This window comes from Paraburkholderia sp. RL17-337-BIB-A, assembly GCF_046025895.1.
Classification (GTDB): domain Bacteria; phylum Pseudomonadota; class Gammaproteobacteria; order Burkholderiales; family Burkholderiaceae; genus Paraburkholderia; species Paraburkholderia fungorum_C.
Genome location: NZ_JARESY010000001.1, coordinates 965,937 through 982,512, shown reverse-complemented (window position 1 = coordinate 982,512; position 16,576 = coordinate 965,937). Strand labels below are relative to the sequence as shown.

The window sequence follows — 16,576 nt, the reverse complement described above, 5'->3', positions numbered from 1 at the left end:
CAACATCAGAACTGATCTTCCGACAACGCCAGCACACCCTCCCCGCCCTTCGCGCTAACGATCGACGCTTCCAACGCCGAAGCCAGCGGCAGCACATGCTCGGCATAGAACTGCGCGGTCGCGATCTTCGCGCCGTAGAACGACGGATCTTCGTCGCGCTTTTCAGCCGCCACGATGAGCGCACGCGCCATCTGCCAGCCGCCCAGCACAATGCCCGCCAGCTTCAGATACGGCACGCTGCCAGCAAACACCGCGTTCGGATCACTCTTCGTGCTGGTCACGACAAAATCAACCACGGCGCTCAACGAGCGGTGACCTTGCTCCAGGTATTTCTTCATCGATTCGAACGCAGCGCCTTGTTGCGCGCCGAGTGCCTCGATCGTTTCTGCCACACCGGCCAGCAGCGACTTCGCCACCTTGCCACCGTCACGCACGGTCTTGCGGCCGATCAGATCGTTCGCCTGAATCGCGGTCGTACCTTCGTAGATCGGCAGAATGCGCGCGTCGCGGTAGTACTGCGCGGCGCCGGTTTCTTCGATGAAGCCCATGCCGCCGTGCACCTGCACGCCGAGGCTCGTCACGTCGATCGACAACTCCGTGCTCCAGCCCTTCACGATCGGCACGAGGTATTCGTAGATCGCCTGATGTTCGGCGCGTTTTGCTTCGTCAGGATGACGATGCGCGATATCGCAGTGAGCCGCGGCGACATACGCCAACGCGCGTGATGCTTCGGTGAGGCCGCGCATGGTCGCGAGCATGCGGCGCACGTCCGGATGCTGGATGATCGCCACCGGTTGCTTCGCGGAACCATCCACCGGCCGGCTTTGCACGCGGTCTTTCGCGTAGGCGACGGCCCGCTGATACGCGCGATCCGACACGGCGACACCCTGCATGCCCACCGCGAAACGCGCCGCGTTCATCATGATGAACATGTATTCGAGGCCGCGATTTTCCTCGCCAATGAGATGGCCAATTGCGCCGCCGTGGTCGCCGAATTGCAGCACCGCGGTTGGGCTCGCCTTGATGCCGAGCTTGTGTTCAATGGACACGCAATGCACGTCGTTGCGCTCGCCGAGCGAGCCGTCTTCGTTGACGAGAAACTTCGGCACGATGAAGAGCGAGATGCCCTTCACGCCTTCCGGTGCGCTCGGCGTGCGCGCCAGCACGAGATGGGCGATGTTCTTCGCCATGTCGTGCTCGCCCCACGTGATGAAAATCTTCGTGCCGAACAGCTTGAACGAACCGTCACCCTGCGGCTCTGCGCGCGTGCGTACCAGCGCGAGATCGGAGCCGGCTTGCGGCTCGGTCAGATTCATCGTACCGGTCCACTCGCCGGAAATCAGCTTGGGTACGTAGGTCTGCTTTTGCTCTTCGCTGCCTGCTGTGAGCAGCGCCTCGATGGCGCCATCCGTAAGCAGCGGGCACAGCGCGAACGACAGGTTCGACGCGTTCAGCATCTCGATACAGGCTGTGGCGATCAGCTTGGGCAGGCCTTGCCCTTCATAGTCGAGCGGATGTTGCACGCCCTGCCAGCCGCCTTCGCCGAACTGGCGGAAGGCGTCCTTGAAACCGGGCGTTGCGGTGACCACGCCATCCTTCCAGCTGCTCGGATTGCGATCACCTTCGACATTCAGCGGCGCCAACACTTCGCCGCACAGTTTCGCCGACTCGTCGAGCACGGCCTGCGCCGTGTCGAGATTCGCGTCTTCGAAGCCCGGCAGTGTCGCGATATCATCGAGACCGGCCAGTTCTTTCATCACGAACAGCATGTCCTTGATGGGCGCCGTATAGCTCATTTCAGTTCTCCTCCTGCCTGTCGATAGAAAAAGGGCGCCGGACTTGATCGGTCCCGCGCCCTTTCGTATGCTGCCAGACGCCTTTTAACCGGCGCTGCGGCGCTTAACCGAGTTCGCTAACGAGTTCCGGCACGACCGTGAACAGATCGCCCACCAGACCATAGTCGGCGACGCTGAAGATCGGCGCTTCCGGGTCCTTATTGATGGCGACGATGACCTTCGAGTCTTTCATCCCCGCCAGATGCTGGATCGCACCCGAGATGCCGACGGCCACGTACAGTTGCGGCGCGACGATCTTGCCCGTCTGGCCGACCTGATAGTCGTTCGGCACGAAGCCCGCGTCGACCGCTGCACGCGATGCGCCGAGCGCTGCGTTCAGCTTGTCGGCCAGCGGCTCGAGCACCTTCGTGTAGTTCTCGCCGTTACCCAGGCCGCGGCCACCCGAGACGATGATCTTCGCCGACGTCAGTTCCGGACGGTCCAGCTTCGTCACTTCACGGCTCACGAACTGCGAGAGGCCCGTATCGGCTGCCGCTTCGATCTTCTCAACCGTTGCGCTGCCGCCTTCCGCCGCGACCGGGTCAAAACCGGTCGAGCGGACCGTGATGACCTTGATCGGATCAGCCGATTGAACCGTCGCAATCGCGTTACCCGCGTAGATCGGGCGCTCGAACGTATCAGCCGCATCCACTGCGGTGATGTCGCTGATCTGCGCGACGTCCAGCTTCGCTGCGATACGCGGTGCGATGTTCTTGCCGTAGGCAGTCGCCGGCGCGAGGATGTGCGTGTAGTCCTTCGCGATGTTCAGCACCGTCGCTTCGACGTTTTCCGCGAGGCCTGCTTCGAGTTGCGGTGCGTCGGCCAGCAATACTTTGGAAACGCCTGCGATTTTCGCTGCCGCGTCAGCCGCAGCCTGCGCGTTGTGACCCGCGACCAGCACGTGAATATCGCCACCAATCTTCTGCGCCGCTGCGATCGTGTTCAGCGTCGCGGCCTTGATCGACGCGTTATCGTGTTCTGCTATTACCAGATTCGTCATTTCGTCCGTCTCCACGTTCTACTTAAAGCACCTTGGCTTCGGTCTTCAGCTTCTCGACCAGCGTCTTCACATCCGGCACCTTCACACCGGCGGAGCGCTTGGGCGGCTCGACGACTTTCAGCGTCTTCAGGCGCGGCGTGACGTCGACACCGAGGTCTTCCGGCTTGATGACTTCGAGCGGCTTTTTCTTCGCCTTCATGATGTTCGGCAGCGTCACATAGCGCGGCTCGTTCAGGCGCAGGTCGGTGGTGACGACCGCGGGCAGCTTTAAAGACAGCGTTTCAGCGCCGCCGTCGACTTCGCGCGACACAGTTGCCTTGCCGTCAGCGACGACAACTTTCGACGCAAACGTGGCTTGCGGCAGGTTAGCCAGCGCGGCCAGCATCTGGCCGGTCTGATTCGAATCGTCGTCGATTGCCTGCTTGCCGAGAATGACGAGCGAAGGCTGTTCCTTGTCGACCAGCGCCTTGAGCAGCTTGGCGACCGCCAGCGGCTGCAACTCTTCAGAAGACTCGATCAGGATCGCGCGGTCCGCACCGATCGCCAGCGCCGTGCGCAGCGTTTCCTGCGATTGCGTCACGCCGGCCGACACGGCGATCACTTCGGTCGCCACGCCGGCTTCACGCAGACGCACGGCTTCTTCAACCGCGATTTCGTCGAACGGATTCATCGACATCTTCACGTTCGCGATGTCGACGCCCGTGCCGTCCGACTTGACCCGGACTTTCACGTTGTAGTCGACCACTCTCTTGACTGGCACCAGGATTTTCATGCACACGCTCCAAAGTTACGAATACGTCAACCCAACGAACATTATAACGACTGCACTTTCGTGGCAGCCGTGTCGCGGGTGCTCTAGCAGGAGGATATCGCTCCCCAGCGGCGTGACGGCAATATCGAACGATCGTTCTATTTTAATCTCGAAAAAACCCGGGAGACAACCCCGGGTTAAGACCTACGACTCTAATTTTGCATTGCCGTCGTGTATTGCTATGTGAAACGGTCGAAAAACGGCCGTCAAATCACCAGGCGGTGATCACCGACCCGCCGAACTTGCTTTCGACAAACTGCTTCACTTCCGGCGAATGATACGCCGCGACCAGCTTCGCCACCCACGGCTTGTTCTTGTCGGCTTCGCGGATGGCGATGATGTTCACGTACGGACCCTTCGGGTCTTCGATCGCGATAGCGTCCTGCTTGGGCTTCAGACCTGCTTCCATCGCGAAGTTGGTGTTGATCGCGGCCGCGTCCACGTCGTTTAACGAACGCGGAATTTGCGCGGCGTCGAGTTCGACGATCTTGAGCTTCTTCGGGTTGTCGACGATGTCGAGCGGCGTTGCCTTCAGACCCGCATCGGCGCGCAGCTTCAGCAGACCCTGCTTTTGCAGCAACAGGAGTGCCCGGCCGCCATTGGTCGGATCGTTCGGCACCGCGATCTTCGCGCCCGGCTGCAATTCAGCGAGCGTCTTCACTTTCTTCGAGTAGATGCCCATCGGGTACGTGACCGTATCGGCGACACGGATCAGCTTGTAGCCGCGGTCCTTCACCTGGGCCTGCAAGTACGGGTCATGCTGGTAGCTGTTCGCGTCCAGGTCGCCGCCGGCGAGCGCCGCGTTCGGCTGCACGTAATCCGAAAACTCGACAATCTTGATGTTCAGACCGTTCTTCGCGGCGACGGTCTTCACGACCTCCATGATCTGCGCGTGCGGGCCGCCGGTGACGCCGACCTTGATCGAGTCTTCAGCGTGAGCCGCCGTGGCGGCAGCGAATAGCGACGCGGCGCCGAGCGTGGCGGCCAGCTTGAGAATGAAACGACGTTGCATGATGGACCTTTTTTCGATTCTGCCTGGCGGGTTCCGATGACCCTTGTTTATTTATGGCTCAAACGACGCACGAGCCAATCCCCGAACGACTGCACCAGTTGGACGAAGACGATCAGGATCACCACGACCGTCACCATCACTTCCGGCAAAAAACGCTGATACCCGTAACGAATGCCCAGGTCGCCGAGTCCGCCACCGCCGATCGCACCGGCCATCGCCGAGTAGCCGACCAGCGACACGAAGGTAATCGTCAAGCCGGCGACCACGCCCGGCAGCGATTCCGGCAACAGCACCTTGAAGACGATCTGGCTGGTAGTCGCGCCCATCGCCTGCGCGGCTTCGATCAGACCACGATCGACTTCGCGCAAAGCTGTCTCAACCAGACGCGCGATGAACGGCGCCGCGGCAATCGTCAACGGCACCACGGCCGCAGCCGTGCCGATCGACGAACCCACCACGAGACGCGTGAACGGAATCACCGCAACCAGCAAGATGATGAACGGCGTCGAGCGCACGGCATTGACGATCACGCCCATCACACGATTCACGGCGATGTTCTGCAGCACGCCCTGACGGTCCGTCAGATATAGCAGCACGCCGAGCGGCAGACCGACCGCCGCGCCGACCAGCCCGGAAATGCCCACCATCACGAGCGTTTCCCAGAACGACTGGACGAACATATCGAACATTTCACTCAACATACGACAGCTCCTCCACCACCACACCCTGTTCGCGCAGATACGTCAGCGCCTGCGCCACCTTCGCCGGTTCGCCGCCCGCGAGCACCGCGAGCGAGCCGAACGCCTGCCCCTGGATCTCGTCGATCTGGCCGTGCAGGATGTTGAAGTCGAGTTCGTAGCGGCGAATCGTTTCCGACAGGATCGGCTGATCGACACCCGAACCGGTGAACGCCAGGCGCAGCAAGTGGCCGCTGCCGGTCTTCAGACGCTCAGCCACACGTGCCTTCATGGCGGGCGGCAGTTCCTGCGCGATCACGTCGCCAATCAGCGCGCGCGTCACTTCATGATGCGGTTGCAGGAACACGTCGATGACCTTGCCCTCTTCCACCACACGGCCGGCATCCAGCACCGCGACGCGGTCGCAGACCTGCTTGATCACGCCCATCTGGTGTGTGATCAGCACGATCGTCAGGTTCAGTTCGCGATTGATGCGCTTGAGGAGATCGAGGATCGAGCGGGTGGTTTCGGGATCGAGCGCGGAAGTCGCTTCGTCGGACAGCAACACTTTCGGCTTGCTCGCCAGCGCACGTGCGATGCCGACGCGCTGCTTCTGTCCGCCGCTGATCTGCGCCGGATAACGATCCTTCTGCGCCGACAGGCCCACCAGTTCGAGCAGCGGCAACACATTCGCCTCGATCTCGTCGCGCTTCATCCCGGCGAGTTCGAGCGGCAACGCCACGTTCTCGTACACCGTACGCGACGACAGCAGGTTGAAGTGCTGGAAGATCATGCCGATTTCGCGACGCGCCTCGCGCAATTGCGCGGCGGGCAGCGTCGTCAGATCGAGGCCGTTGACAACGATGTTGCCCTCGCTCGGTCGCGTCAGCAGGTTGATGGTACGCACGAGCGTACTCTTGCCCGCGCCGCTGCGGCCGATAATGCCGAACACTTCGCCCGCCGGAATCGACAGATTGACGTTGTGCAGCGCCTCGACCCAGCCCCGGGGCCCGGCGAACCGCTGAGAGATATTGCGTATTTCGATCATGGAAAAACGAAACGGCGGAGTTTGCCAACGAGCGTTGTGCGCTCCTGACAAGCGGCCGCCGTGGCTTTTGTTTGGATTTGAGCCCGCAATTCTACCGCAGCGTCGTCATTCCCTTTAATAATCAATTACGATCTTTTCATAACCACAGAGCATTAGAGGCCTGCCCTGCGCGCGAGACTCGCGCGTGCGCGTCCGCTACGACTATGATCGGGCGAACCAGAATCAGGACCCGTTCAGGACAAACAGCAGCTATGGAAACGACTCGACCCGGCAATGTGCGTCCCGCTGCGGCCACCCCTGCGGACGCCCCTGCGGACGCCCCGAAAGGTGGCGCCGCGCTGCGCGCGACGGTCACGACGAGCGACGGCATCGAACTGCCGTTGTATCGGTGGCCCGCAACCACTCAACTGCGCGCCACGGTCGCGCTGGTGCACGGGCTCGCTGAGCACGCCGGGCGTTACGCGGCGCTGGCGGCCCGGCTGAACCCGGTCGGCATTGAACTGGTCGCGATCGATTTGCGCGGACATGGGCATGCGCCGGGTAAACGCGTGTGGGTCAACCGCTTCGACGACTATCTGCTCGATGCCCAGGCCTTGCTCGATGAAGCCGCGATCAGTTGCGCACCGATGTTTCTGATGAGCCACAGCATGGGTGGCGCGGTCGCGGCGCTTTATGCAATCGAGCGGCTCGAGGCGAGCGGGCGTCGGCTGAGCGGCCTGATCCTGTCGAGCCCCGCGCTCGCGCCGGGCCGCGATGTGCCGCGCTGGATGCTCAAGGTGAGCCAGATAATCAGCCGCATCTGGCCGACCTTCCCGGCGATGAAAATCGACGCCGGCTTGCTGTCGCGTCTTCAGCCCGTGGTGAACGCTAATCGCAACGATCCGCTGGTTCATCACGGCGCGATTCCGGCGCGCACGGGCGCGGAGTTATTGCTGGCGATGGCTCGCATCGAGCGCGGCCGTGCCGGACTTCGTGTGCCGCTGCTGGTGTATCACGGCACCGCCGACAAGCTCACCGAACCCGAAGGCAGCCGCGATTTCGGCGCGCATGCCGGTTCGCCGGACAAGACGCTCACCCTGCACGAAGGCAGCTATCACGAGACGATGAACGATCTCGACCGGGATCGGGTGATCGGCGCGCTGATCGACTGGATCGTGAAACGGCTGCCCGGAGCTTAAGGCCTGGACGGCTCGTTTCGACATAGGCAAACCGCTTGAGTAAGTCGATGCGCGGATGCCCCCCAGGTTCAGCATCGGGAGGCATTTAGAAGCTCAGGCGTCCGGATGAATGAGCGCTGGGGCGCCTCCCGGCAAGAACGGCTCAACCCGGCGCTAGCGCTTCCAGTCGGGCGGGCGTTTGTCGATGAAGGCCTGCACGCCTTCGAGCGCCGATTCGTCCATCATGTTGCAGGCCATGGTCTGGCCGGCCAGCTGATACGCCGCTTCGATGCCCATTTCCAACTGCCGGTAGAACAGGCCCTTGCCGGCGCTCACCGCTTCGACGGGTTTCGCGCAGATGCTTTTCGCGAGCCGCGCGAGCTCGGCGTCGAGCGCGTCGGCCGGAACCACGCGATTCACGAGGCCTTGGTGTTTCGCTTGCACGGCGTCGATGAAATCGCCAGTGAGCAGCATTTCGAGCGCTGCCTTACGCGACAGATTGCGCGACAGCGGCACCGAAGGCGTCGCGCAGAAAAGACCCAGGTTGACGCCCGAGACGGCAAAGCGCGCGGTATCGGCGGCGACGGCCAGATCGCACATCGCGACCAGCTGACAGCCGGCGGCCGTGGCGATGCCGTGCACCCGCGCGATCACCGGTTGCGGCAAGCGCTGGATCGTCAACATCAGTTTCGTGCAGCGCGCGAACAACGCCTGGTAGTAAGCCAGCGACGGCGCCGCGCGCATCTCCTTCAGATCGTGTCCCGCGCAAAACGCGCGGCCCGCGCCGGCGATCACCACCACCCGCGCATTGGACGACTGCGCCAGCGCCGTCAGCGTCGCCTGCAACTCGTCCAGCAGTGCTTCGGAGAGTGAGTTGAAGGCATCAGGCCGGTTCATCGTCAAGCGGACGACGCCCGGCACGCCATAGGCGTCGTGTTCGGTTTCGACCAGCGAAGCCCTGCGCACCTCGGCATTCATGGCTCGTTCCTCGTTGAGTGGATGCGGTTCGCGACGTTCGCGCAGTTCCTGTAGCTTGGGGTGACTGCGGCGCGGCAGCTCAGATTCCGGCCAGCGAGCGCACGTGCGCGACCACGCTGCGCCCGAGCGCCGACAAGTTGTACCCGCCTTCGAGACAGCTGACGATCCGCCCACCCGCATAACGCTTCGCGATCTCGCGCACCTGGTCGGTGATCCATGCGTAGTCGTCTTCGACGAGGCCCATGTTGCCGAGATCGTCCTCGCGATGCGCATCGAAGCCGGCCGAAATGAAGATCATCTCGGGCTTGAAATCGTGCAGGCGCGGCAACCACAACAGGTCGACCGCCTCGCGCACCGCCATGCCTTTCGAGCGCGCCGGCATCGGCACGTTGCACATGTTCGGCGCCTGATTGTCTGCGCCGGTGAACGGATAGAACGGATGCTGGAAGATGCTGCACATCAGCACACGCGAGTCGCCCGAAAAGGCCGCTTCGGTGCCGTTGCCGTGATGGACGTCGAAGTCGATGATCGCCACGCGCTGCATGCCGTGCACTTCCAGCGCATGACGGGCGGCGATCGCGATGTTGTTGAAGAAGCAGAAGCCCATTGCACGCGCCGGCTCCGCATGGTGGCCCGGCGGGCGCACGCTGCAGAACGCGTTGTCGTAGCGGCCTTCGATCACGGCGTCGGTCGCGGCCACCGCGGCGCCGGCCGCGCGCAACGCGGCCTGCAAGCTGTATGGGTTCATCGACGTGTCGGGGTCGATTTCGGCGAGCCCCTCCGCGGGCGAACGGCTGCGGATGTAATCGACGTGGGCTTGCGTATGCACACGCAGCAGCGCGGCGTCATCGGCGAGCGGCGGCGACTCGCGCTCGATCAGCGAGTCGATGCGGCTCGCGATCAATTGATCTTCGATTGCCTGCAGGCGCGCCGGGCATTCGGGATGCCATTGCCCCATATCGTGCAGCAAACAGTCGGCGTGGGAATAAAAGGCTGTTGCCATGATCCTCTTGCGCGGTGCGCACCTTCGAGGCGCGCGCCACGTGTCTCCGTCCAAGGGCGCGCTCACGGGGCGCGCCAACATTTGCCAAGTTACCACACGATGCGACTGTGACGCGCTGCGCACAGTTTTGCAGAAAGCGTCGGGTATACTGCCCCGAACCGTTTTTCCCTGTCTCTTTCGCACTGCGCCCCCAGCTCACTATGACCGTCAAGCTTGCTCTGTCTGCACGAAACCGGCTACACCTGAAGACCGCGGCCACCGCATTGTCCGTCGCATCGTGCATGTTCATGGCAACTAGTCCGGCGCTCGCGCAAAGCACCGCGAAGAAGCCGCCCGTGCTGCTCGCGCAAAGCCAGCCGCAACCAGCGGTGCCGCAAGGGCAAACCTTCGAGGAAGAGATCATCCCGCAGCGCTATACGAATAACCCGAACGTCGACGCGTTCATCAACGACATGTCCGCGCGCTACGACTTCGACGAAGCCGCATTGCATGCGTTGTTCGCTCGCGTGAGCTATTCGGCCACCGCGGTCAAGCTCGTCACGCCGTCGCCGTCGCCCTCGATCAAGAACTGGCGCGTCTATCAGTCGCGCTTTCTCGACCAGGTGCGCATCAATGCCGGCGTGCGCTTCTGGCGCGCCAACCAGGCCACGCTGCAACGCGCCTATGAAGAGTTCGGCGTGCCGCCGGAAGTGATCGTCGGCATTATCGGTGTGGAGACGATCTACGGGCGCTTCATGGGCAACTTCCGCGTGCTCGACGCGCTGACCACGCTCAGCTTCGACTATCCGAATACCGCCAATCGCGCGGATCGCCAGGCGACCTTCCGCAAGAATCTCGAAGACTATCTGGTGTGGACGCGCGATTCGCAAATCGATCCGACCAGCGTGCTCGGCTCCTACACCGGCGCGATCGGGATTCCGCAGTTCCTGCCGAGCAGCATCGTGCAATACGCGGTGAGCTACGACGGCAACAAGCAGATCGATCTACGCACGAACCAGGCGGATGCGATTGGCAGCGTGGCCAATTATCTGCGCCAGAACGGCTGGGAAAATGGCCGGCCGGTGGTGTGGAAGATCGGCACGGACGCCGGCAGCCTGGGCGTCGCGCAAGCGGCCGCCGACGGTCAGCCGGAGCCGCATTGGCCGCTGAATCAATTGTTGCGCGCCGGGATGCTGCTGAACGAACCGGCGCTCGATATCGCGTCGGAGGCCTCGACGCCGGTGACGGTGGTCGATCTGCCGTCGCCGGGGCGTGGTACGGAATACATGCTGGGCTTGAAGAACTTCTATGTGCTGACGCGCTATAACCGGAGTTTCTTCTACGCACTGGCGGTTTATCAATTGGGTCAGCGGGTCAAAGCGCAGATGGAAGCGAGCGACGCGGCGAACGCCAGCAGCAATGCGGCGGCGCCGGACGCGGCTTCGCAATAAGCTGAGAGACGGTGCCCGGACGCTCGCCGCGTTGCGAACGGGTTGCACGCGGGTTACGAGTGGGTTGCAGGCGGCTTTTCACGAACGGGGTTGCAAGCGCGTCGCGAACGGGTTGCAAACGCTTCAAGAGCGGGTTCACGAGCGACACAAAATGATGGCAGCAACCATCGACTCATCACCGCACTTCTGGCCCGGCTTACTCACAAAGTCCCATGCCCCGCAGCGATTCGCCTCGCCTGAAAAACAAAACCCCACGCTCCGAAAAACGTGGGGTTGATCAGCAGTCTGAAGCGCCGGTTGAACCGGCGCTTTTTATCGGCTAACCCAGCTTGAGGGCCACTCCATCCGCCGAAGCGCAATCAAGCCGGGAACACACCCGTCGACAGATACCGGTCGCCCCGATCGCAGACGATAAACACGATCGTTGCGTTCTCGACCTGGCGCGCGACGCGCAGCGCCACCTCACAGGCCCCACCCGACGAAATGCCGGCAAAGATCCCTTCGACCGAGGCCATGCGTCGCGCCATTGCTTCCGCTGCGGCCTGGCTCACGTTCTCGACGTGGTCGACGCGGCTGCGATCGAAAATCTTCGGCAAATACGCTTCCGGCCATTTGCGGATGCCCGGAATGCGCGAACCCTCTTCCGGCTGCGCGCCGATGATCTCGATCGCCTGATTCTGTTCCTTCAGATAGGCGGACACGCCCATGATCGTACCGGTCGTGCCCATCGACGAAACGAAGTGCGTGATGCGCCCTTCCGTGTCGCGCCAGATTTCCGGCCCGGTGCCTTCGACGTGCGCGGCCGGATTGTCCGGATTCGCAAACTGATCGAGGATGATGCCCTTGCCTTCGCGCTGCATCTGTTCAGCGAGATCGCGCGCGTATTCCATGCCGCCCGTGACCGGCGTCAGCACGATCTGCGCGCCATAGGCGGCCATGCTCTGACGGCGCTCCACCGAGAGATCTTCCGGCATGATCAGCACCATCTTGTAGCCGCGGATCGCCGCAGCCATCGCCAAGGCGATACCCGTGTTGCCGCTGGTCGATTCGATCAGCGTGTCGCCCGGCTTGATACGGCCGCGTGCTTCCGCTTTCTTGATCATCGACAGCGCCGGGCGGTCCTTCACCGAACCCGCGGGATTGTTGCCCTCGAGCTTTGCAAGAATCACGTTGTTGCGGCTGCGGATCTCGTCGTCAGGGAGCCGGACGAGTTGCACGAGCGGCGTATTGCCAATCGTGTCTTCAATCGTTTTGTATGCCATATCGGGTCGAGTGCTGTCGATGCGCGGAGTCTTCAATCCATCGATTCTAAACCACCGTGCGCGTGGCTGCCGCGCGGCCCTTCTGGCCGCATGGATGCAGGCGCTGACTGGCGAGCGTGCGTGGCGACCCGTCGCCGTGCAAAAAAAATCGCGAAGGCCGTGCATAAGTCCGTGCATAAGCCCGTGCAAAGAGCAGCACACAAACCGCGCACAAGCCACACCGGGAAACCACGCAAAAAGCCCGCGGCTGAGAACCGCGGGAGCCAGTCATCTGCATGACAGCTGAAGGAGTGTTCTTACCACTCCGACCATGAAGGGGAACTACGATGGCGCACCGTGCGCGCGGAGGTGACCGGCCTCGCGCACGGCCCGCGTCAGGCTATTTCTTCACCGCCACAGTGGCATTGCTCTTTTGGGCATTGGCAGCGTTAGTCGAGTTGGCCGCATTGGCGCCACTGCCCGCAGCGGCCGCGCCCTTGGACTGTGCAGACGCCGCAGCCTGCGTGTTAGCAGCCGCGCCAGCCGGACCGACAGCGAGACCCTCCGCCTGCAGGCGCTCGACGGTATGCCCGCCCATGCCTTTGACGCGCTTGCCGAGATCGGCCGGGTCCTTGAACGGACCATGCGCTGAACGCTCTTCGAGAATGGCTTTCGCTTTGGCAGGACCGATGCCCTTGATGCCGCGCAGCGCGTCCTCGTTAGCCGTGTTGACGTCGACCGCCGTATACGCGTGGCCAAAAGCGGCGAGCATGGCCGCGGTAACCAGAATTTTTCGAAACATATGGAATCTCCCTCGTACAACCGGTTGGCGACCATCACCAACCGGGAGATTCCAGTTTAAAGAGGTATCCGAAAGATTTACACCTGGCCGAATAGCCAACGTACGTATCGATCGACGCCTTCCTGCACGCTCAGGAACGGCGCGTCGTAACCGGCGGCGCGCAGCTTCGTCAGGTCGGCTTGCGTGAAGCATTGATACTTGCCGCGCAATGCATCAGGGAACGGAATGTATTCGATCAGCCCGCGTTGCACCTGATCCGCCAGCGACAACGGCGGCTCGTTGTTCAACGCACGCAGCGTGTTGACCACCGTGCTCGCAATGTCGTTGAACGGCTGCGCACGGCCGCTGCCCAGGTTGAAGATGCCCGACTTGTCCGGATTGTCGAAGAAGAACAGGTTGACCTTGACCACGTCTTCGACGGAGACGAAGTCGCGCGTCTGTTCGCCGGCAGCATAACCGTTGTATTCGCCGAACAGCTTGACCTTGCCCTCGGCGCGGAACTGATTGAAGTTATGAAACGCCACCGACGCCATCCGCGCCTTATGCGTCTCGCGCGGCCCGTACACGTTGAAATAGCGGAAGCCGGCAATCTGACTCTTCGCGGTGGGCAGCACGCGGCGAATCACCTGGTCGAACAGGAACTTCGAATAGCCGTACACGTTCAGCGGCTGCTCGACTTCGCGTTCTTCGACGAAGCGGCTCGAGCCGCCATACGTTGCCGCCGAGGACGCATACAGAAACTGGATGTTCTGCGCGAGACAGACATCCAGCACTTCACGGCTATAGCGGAAGTTGTTGTCCATCATGTAGCGACCGTCGGTTTCCATCGTGTCCGAGCAGGCGCCTTCGTGGAAAATCGCGCGCACTTTGCCGAAGTCGCCCCGCTTGAAGCGTTCGACGAATTCGGTCTTGTCGAGATAATCGTCGATCTCGCAGTCGACGAGGTTCTTGAATTTGTCCGCGCGCGTGAGGTTGTCGACCGCGATGATGCGTTGTTCACCGCGCTCATTGAGCGCCTTCACGAGATTGCTGCCGATAAAGCCGGCCGCGCCGGTGACGATGAGCGTCATGATGATGATCCTGCGGTAATGGTGTTCAGTTGACGCCTCGCTGCTTCCGGCGGATTCCGCTGCCTCGCGTCACTAACGGGTGCACGGCAGGGAACCCGGCGGGCCGCATCAATGGAAGAGTTCGTCGTAGGTGACGGTGGCGGTGCCGAGCTTGCCGACCACGATGCCGGCCGCGCGATTCGCGAGCCCGACCGCCTCGACCAGCGTCAAACCCGCGCCGAGCATGGCGGCGAGCGTGGCGATCACAGTGTCGCCCGCGCCCGACACATCATACACTTCGCGTGCAACCGCCGAAGCGTGCAGGATGCCGTCGTCGGAGAAGAGCGTCATGCCCTCTTCCGAGCGCGTCAGCAGCAACGCCTTGAACTCGAGATCGGCGCGCAGCCTGGTGACGCGCGCGATCAGATCTTCCTCGGATTTCCACTGTCCGACCACCTCGCGCAACTCGGCGCGATTCGGCGTAATCAGCGTGGCGCCGCGATAGCGCTCCCAGTCGTCGCCCTTCGGATCGACCAGCACAGGCTTGCCCGCCGCATGCGCCTTCGCGATCATCTGCGTGACGTGCGTGAGACCGCCCTTCGCGTAGTCGGACATCAGGATCACGTCGTGCGACGGCAGCAGGTCGTCGAAACGCGCGAGGCCCGCGAGCAGCACTTCGTGCGCCGGCGAGTTTTCGAAGTCGACGCGCAGCAACTGCTGCTGACGCGACAGCACGCGCAGCTTGATGGTGGTGAGCAGATCCGGATCGCGCTCGAGATGCGGCGCCACACCGCTTTCGCCGAGCAGCTGCACGATGCGCTCGCCGGGCTCGTCATGGCCGACCACGCACAGCAAACCCGCTTGCGCGCCGAGCGCAACCGCATTGCGCGCCACATTCGCCGCACCGCCGAGGCGGTCTTCCTGGCGTCGCACATGCACGACCGGCACTGGCGCTTCCGGCGAAATACGGTTCACGTCGCCGAACCAGTAGCGATCGAGCATCACGTCGCCGACCACCAGCACGCGCGCCGCGCCGAGGCGTTCGCGCGGCACCACGGTAAGTGCCGCCGCAGGCATGGACTGAACGGCCTCAGGCATGGTTGGCGACACCGGCTGGAAATTCAGTGGGCTGGGCATAAGGTCGTCCGATCGAGTGATAGTCGATGCCGAGTTCGGTCATCGCGTCCGGCTCGTACAGATTGCGGCCGTCGAAAATCAGCGGCGACTTCAGCACCGATTTCAAGTGCACGAAATCCGGGCTCTTGAATTCCTTCCATTCTGTGACGACCACCAGCGCGTCGGCACCGGTGAGCGTTTCGTCCTGGGTGCTCGTGAATGTGAGACGCGCTTGCTGCTCCGGCGCATCGCGCAGATCGATGGCGAACACGCGGCGCGCTTCAGCCACCGCCACCGGATCGTACGCGCGAACCTGAGCGCCGCGCGCCAGCAGTTCAGCGATCACGCGACGGCTCGGCGCCTCGCGCATGTCGTCGGTATTCGGCTTGAATGCGAGCCCCCACACGGCGAACGTGCGGCCGCTCAGATCTTCACCGAGCCTGGCCGTGATCTTCTGCACCAGCACGTCTTTCTGCTTGTAGTTCACTTCCTCGACCGCTTCGAGGATGCGCAGATGGTGGCCGCTTTCGCTAGCGGTACGGATCAACGCCTGCACGTCCTTCGGGAAGCACGACCCGCCGTAACCGCAACCCGCATACAGAAAGTGATAGCCGATACGCGGGTCCGAGCCGATGCCGCGACGCACCGCTTCGATATCCGCGCCGACCCGGTCCGCCAGATTCGACATCTCGTTCATGAACGAGATGCGCGTGGCGAGCATCGCATTGGCCGCGTATTTCGTGAATTCAGCCGAGCGCACGTCCATGTACATCGTACGTTCGTGATTGCGATTGAACGGCGCGTACAGACGTTTCATCAGCTCGCGCGCGCGCAGGCCGGCTTCGTCTTCGTCGCTGCCAAGCACAATGCGATCGGGGCGCATGAAGTCGTCGACAGCCGCGCCTTCTTTCAGAAACTCCGGGTTGGATACCACCGAGAAGCGGTGCTGCTCGCTATGGGCGAGGCCGCGTTTGGCCAGTTCCTCTTCGACCACCGCGCGCACACGTTGCGCCGTGCCGACCGGCACCGTCGATTTGTCGACGATTACCTTGAAGCCGTTCATCGTGCGGCCGATGTTGCGCGCCGCTTCGAGCACGTATTGCAGGTCGGCCGAACCGTCTTCGTCGGGCGGCGTGCCGACGGCGATGAACTGCACCTCGCCGTGCGCCACGCTCGCTTCAATATCCGTCGAAAACGTGATGCGGCGAGCCTTGCGCGTACGGGCGATGATCTCCAGCAAACCCGGCTCGTGGATCGGCACACCGCCGCTGTTGAGGATTTCGATCTTGCGCGGATCAACGTCGAGACAGAAGACGTCATGGCCGATTTCAGCGAGGCACGCGCCGGTGACGAGGCCAACATAGCCCGTGCCGATAATAGTGATTTTCATACGCTTTCCGGTGGAGGGTTCCGGTGA

The 16,576-nt window shown here is 62.6% G+C and carries 15 protein-coding genes; 2 read left to right on the top strand and 13 right to left on the bottom strand.

Translation table 11 applies throughout. The annotated features are described in order from the left end of the window. Positions 1-5: 5 nt before the first annotated feature. The 6 genes from P0D84_RS04610 to P0D84_RS04585 all read right to left on the bottom strand — a co-directional run bounded on the left by P0D84_RS04610 (position 6) and on the right by P0D84_RS04585 (position 6,383). The gene (locus P0D84_RS04610) at positions 6-1,796 is read right to left on the bottom strand and encodes an acyl-CoA dehydrogenase (RefSeq protein ID WP_408332840.1); all 1,791 of its coding nucleotides are present in this window, start codon (positions 1,794-1,796) and stop codon (positions 6-8) included. A 103-nt stretch (positions 1,797-1,899) separates the two neighbouring features. Then, positions 1,900-2,835, bottom strand: coding sequence for an electron transfer flavoprotein subunit alpha/FixB family protein (locus P0D84_RS04605; protein ID WP_408332838.1), 936 nt, complete (start codon positions 2,833-2,835; stop codon positions 1,900-1,902). 22 nt (positions 2,836-2,857) lie between these two features. Beyond that, the gene (locus tag P0D84_RS04600) at positions 2,858-3,607 is read right to left on the bottom strand and encodes an electron transfer flavoprotein subunit beta/FixA family protein (protein WP_408332836.1); all 750 of its coding nucleotides are present in this window, start codon (positions 3,605-3,607) and stop codon (positions 2,858-2,860) included. A 250-nt stretch (positions 3,608-3,857) separates the two neighbouring features. Further along, entirely contained in the window at positions 3,858-4,658 is an 801-nt protein-coding gene (locus P0D84_RS04595) for a MetQ/NlpA family ABC transporter substrate-binding protein (protein ID WP_408332834.1), read from the bottom strand. A gap of 47 nt (positions 4,659-4,705) precedes the next feature. Next, positions 4,706-5,359, bottom strand: coding sequence for a methionine ABC transporter permease (locus P0D84_RS04590; RefSeq protein ID WP_054037200.1), 654 nt, complete (start codon positions 5,357-5,359; stop codon positions 4,706-4,708). After that, complete coding sequence (locus P0D84_RS04585; protein ID WP_408332832.1) at positions 5,349-6,383, bottom strand: methionine ABC transporter ATP-binding protein; 1,035 nt, start codon at positions 6,381-6,383, stop codon at positions 5,349-5,351. The genes P0D84_RS04590 and P0D84_RS04585 overlap by 11 nt, the downstream gene beginning before the upstream one ends. Positions 6,384-6,634: 251 nt before the next feature. Here P0D84_RS04585 and P0D84_RS04580 point away from each other — a divergent pair, with 251 nt between their 5' ends. Beyond that, complete coding sequence (locus tag P0D84_RS04580; protein WP_408332830.1) at positions 6,635-7,561, top strand: alpha/beta hydrolase; 927 nt, start codon at positions 6,635-6,637, stop codon at positions 7,559-7,561. 153 nt (positions 7,562-7,714) lie between these two features. Here P0D84_RS04580 and P0D84_RS04575 read toward each other — a convergent pair whose 3' ends face one another. Together P0D84_RS04575 and P0D84_RS04570 are read right to left on the bottom strand one after the other, a co-directional pair. Continuing rightward, positions 7,715-8,518 carry an enoyl-CoA hydratase gene (locus P0D84_RS04575; protein ID WP_408332829.1) on the bottom strand — a complete coding sequence of 268 codons (804 nt, stop codon included), beginning with the start codon at positions 8,516-8,518 and terminating at the stop codon, positions 7,715-7,717. Positions 8,519-8,597: 79 nt separating this feature from the next. Continuing rightward, positions 8,598-9,521: a histone deacetylase family protein gene (locus tag P0D84_RS04570; protein ID WP_408332827.1), complete on the bottom strand. Its 924-nt coding sequence runs from the start codon at positions 9,519-9,521 to the stop codon at positions 8,598-8,600. A gap of 281 nt (positions 9,522-9,802) precedes the next feature. On the opposite strand from P0D84_RS04570, the gene mltB reads away from it, so the two are divergent. Continuing rightward, positions 9,803-10,951, top strand: a complete 1,149-nt coding sequence (gene mltB / locus P0D84_RS04565) for a lytic murein transglycosylase B (protein WP_408332825.1) — start codon at positions 9,803-9,805, stop codon at positions 10,949-10,951. Positions 10,952-11,310: 359 nt separating this feature from the next. Here mltB and cysM read toward each other — a convergent pair whose 3' ends face one another. The 5 genes from cysM to P0D84_RS04540 form a co-directional block, all read right to left on the bottom strand. Beyond that, a complete protein-coding gene (gene cysM, locus P0D84_RS04560; RefSeq protein ID WP_408332823.1) occupies positions 11,311-12,213 on the bottom strand; it encodes a cysteine synthase CysM in 903 nt (300 codons plus the stop codon). 379 nt (positions 12,214-12,592) lie between these two features. Then, positions 12,593-12,994, bottom strand: a complete 402-nt coding sequence (locus P0D84_RS04555; RefSeq protein WP_408332821.1) for a ComEA family DNA-binding protein — start codon at positions 12,992-12,994, stop codon at positions 12,593-12,595. 77 nt (positions 12,995-13,071) lie between these two features. Next, positions 13,072-14,064, bottom strand: coding sequence for an ADP-glyceromanno-heptose 6-epimerase (rfaD, locus tag P0D84_RS04550; RefSeq protein ID WP_028200074.1), 993 nt, complete (start codon positions 14,062-14,064; stop codon positions 13,072-13,074). Positions 14,065-14,172: 108 nt separating this feature from the next. Beyond that, complete coding sequence (rfaE1, locus tag P0D84_RS04545) at positions 14,173-15,180, bottom strand: D-glycero-beta-D-manno-heptose-7-phosphate kinase (protein ID WP_408332819.1); 1,008 nt, start codon at positions 15,178-15,180, stop codon at positions 14,173-14,175. Beyond that, entirely contained in the window at positions 15,134-16,549 is a 1,416-nt protein-coding gene (locus P0D84_RS04540; RefSeq protein WP_408332817.1) for a UDP-glucose dehydrogenase family protein, read from the bottom strand. Before P0D84_RS04540 ends, rfaE1 begins: the two co-directional genes overlap by 47 nt. Positions 16,550-16,576: the final 27 nt, after the last annotated feature.

Bases quoted from the DNA above. Each gene is read 5' to 3' on its own strand.
- P0D84_RS04610 (WP_408332840.1), bottom strand. From the start codon at position 1,796: ATGAGCTATACGGCGCCCATCAAGGACATGCTGTTCGTGATGAAAGAA.
- P0D84_RS04605 (WP_408332838.1), bottom strand. From the start codon at position 2,835: ATGACGAATCTGGTAATAGCAGAACACGATAACGCGTCGATCAAGGCC.
- P0D84_RS04600 (WP_408332836.1), bottom strand. From the start codon at position 3,607: ATGAAAATCCTGGTGCCAGTCAAGAGAGTGGTCGACTACAACGTGAAA.
- P0D84_RS04595 (WP_408332834.1), bottom strand. From the start codon at position 4,658: ATGCAACGTCGTTTCATTCTCAAGCTGGCCGCCACGCTCGGCGCCGCG.
- P0D84_RS04590 (WP_054037200.1), bottom strand. From the start codon at position 5,359: ATGTTGAGTGAAATGTTCGATATGTTCGTCCAGTCGTTCTGGGAAACG.
- P0D84_RS04585 (WP_408332832.1), bottom strand. From the start codon at position 6,383: ATGATCGAAATACGCAATATCTCTCAGCGGTTCGCCGGGCCCCGGGGC.
- P0D84_RS04580 (WP_408332830.1), top strand. From the start codon at position 6,635: ATGGAAACGACTCGACCCGGCAATGTGCGTCCCGCTGCGGCCACCCCT.
- P0D84_RS04575 (WP_408332829.1), bottom strand. From the start codon at position 8,518: ATGAATGCCGAGGTGCGCAGGGCTTCGCTGGTCGAAACCGAACACGAC.
- P0D84_RS04570 (WP_408332827.1), bottom strand. From the start codon at position 9,521: ATGGCAACAGCCTTTTATTCCCACGCCGACTGTTTGCTGCACGATATG.
- mltB (WP_408332825.1), top strand. From the start codon at position 9,803: ATGTTCATGGCAACTAGTCCGGCGCTCGCGCAAAGCACCGCGAAGAAG.
- cysM (WP_408332823.1), bottom strand. From the start codon at position 12,213: ATGGCATACAAAACGATTGAAGACACGATTGGCAATACGCCGCTCGTG.
- P0D84_RS04555 (WP_408332821.1), bottom strand. From the start codon at position 12,994: ATGTTTCGAAAAATTCTGGTTACCGCGGCCATGCTCGCCGCTTTTGGC.
- rfaD (WP_028200074.1), bottom strand. From the start codon at position 14,064: ATGACGCTCATCGTCACCGGCGCGGCCGGCTTTATCGGCAGCAATCTC.
- rfaE1 (WP_408332819.1), bottom strand. From the start codon at position 15,180: ATGCCCAGCCCACTGAATTTCCAGCCGGTGTCGCCAACCATGCCTGAG.
- P0D84_RS04540 (WP_408332817.1), bottom strand. From the start codon at position 16,549: ATGAAAATCACTATTATCGGCACGGGCTATGTTGGCCTCGTCACCGGC.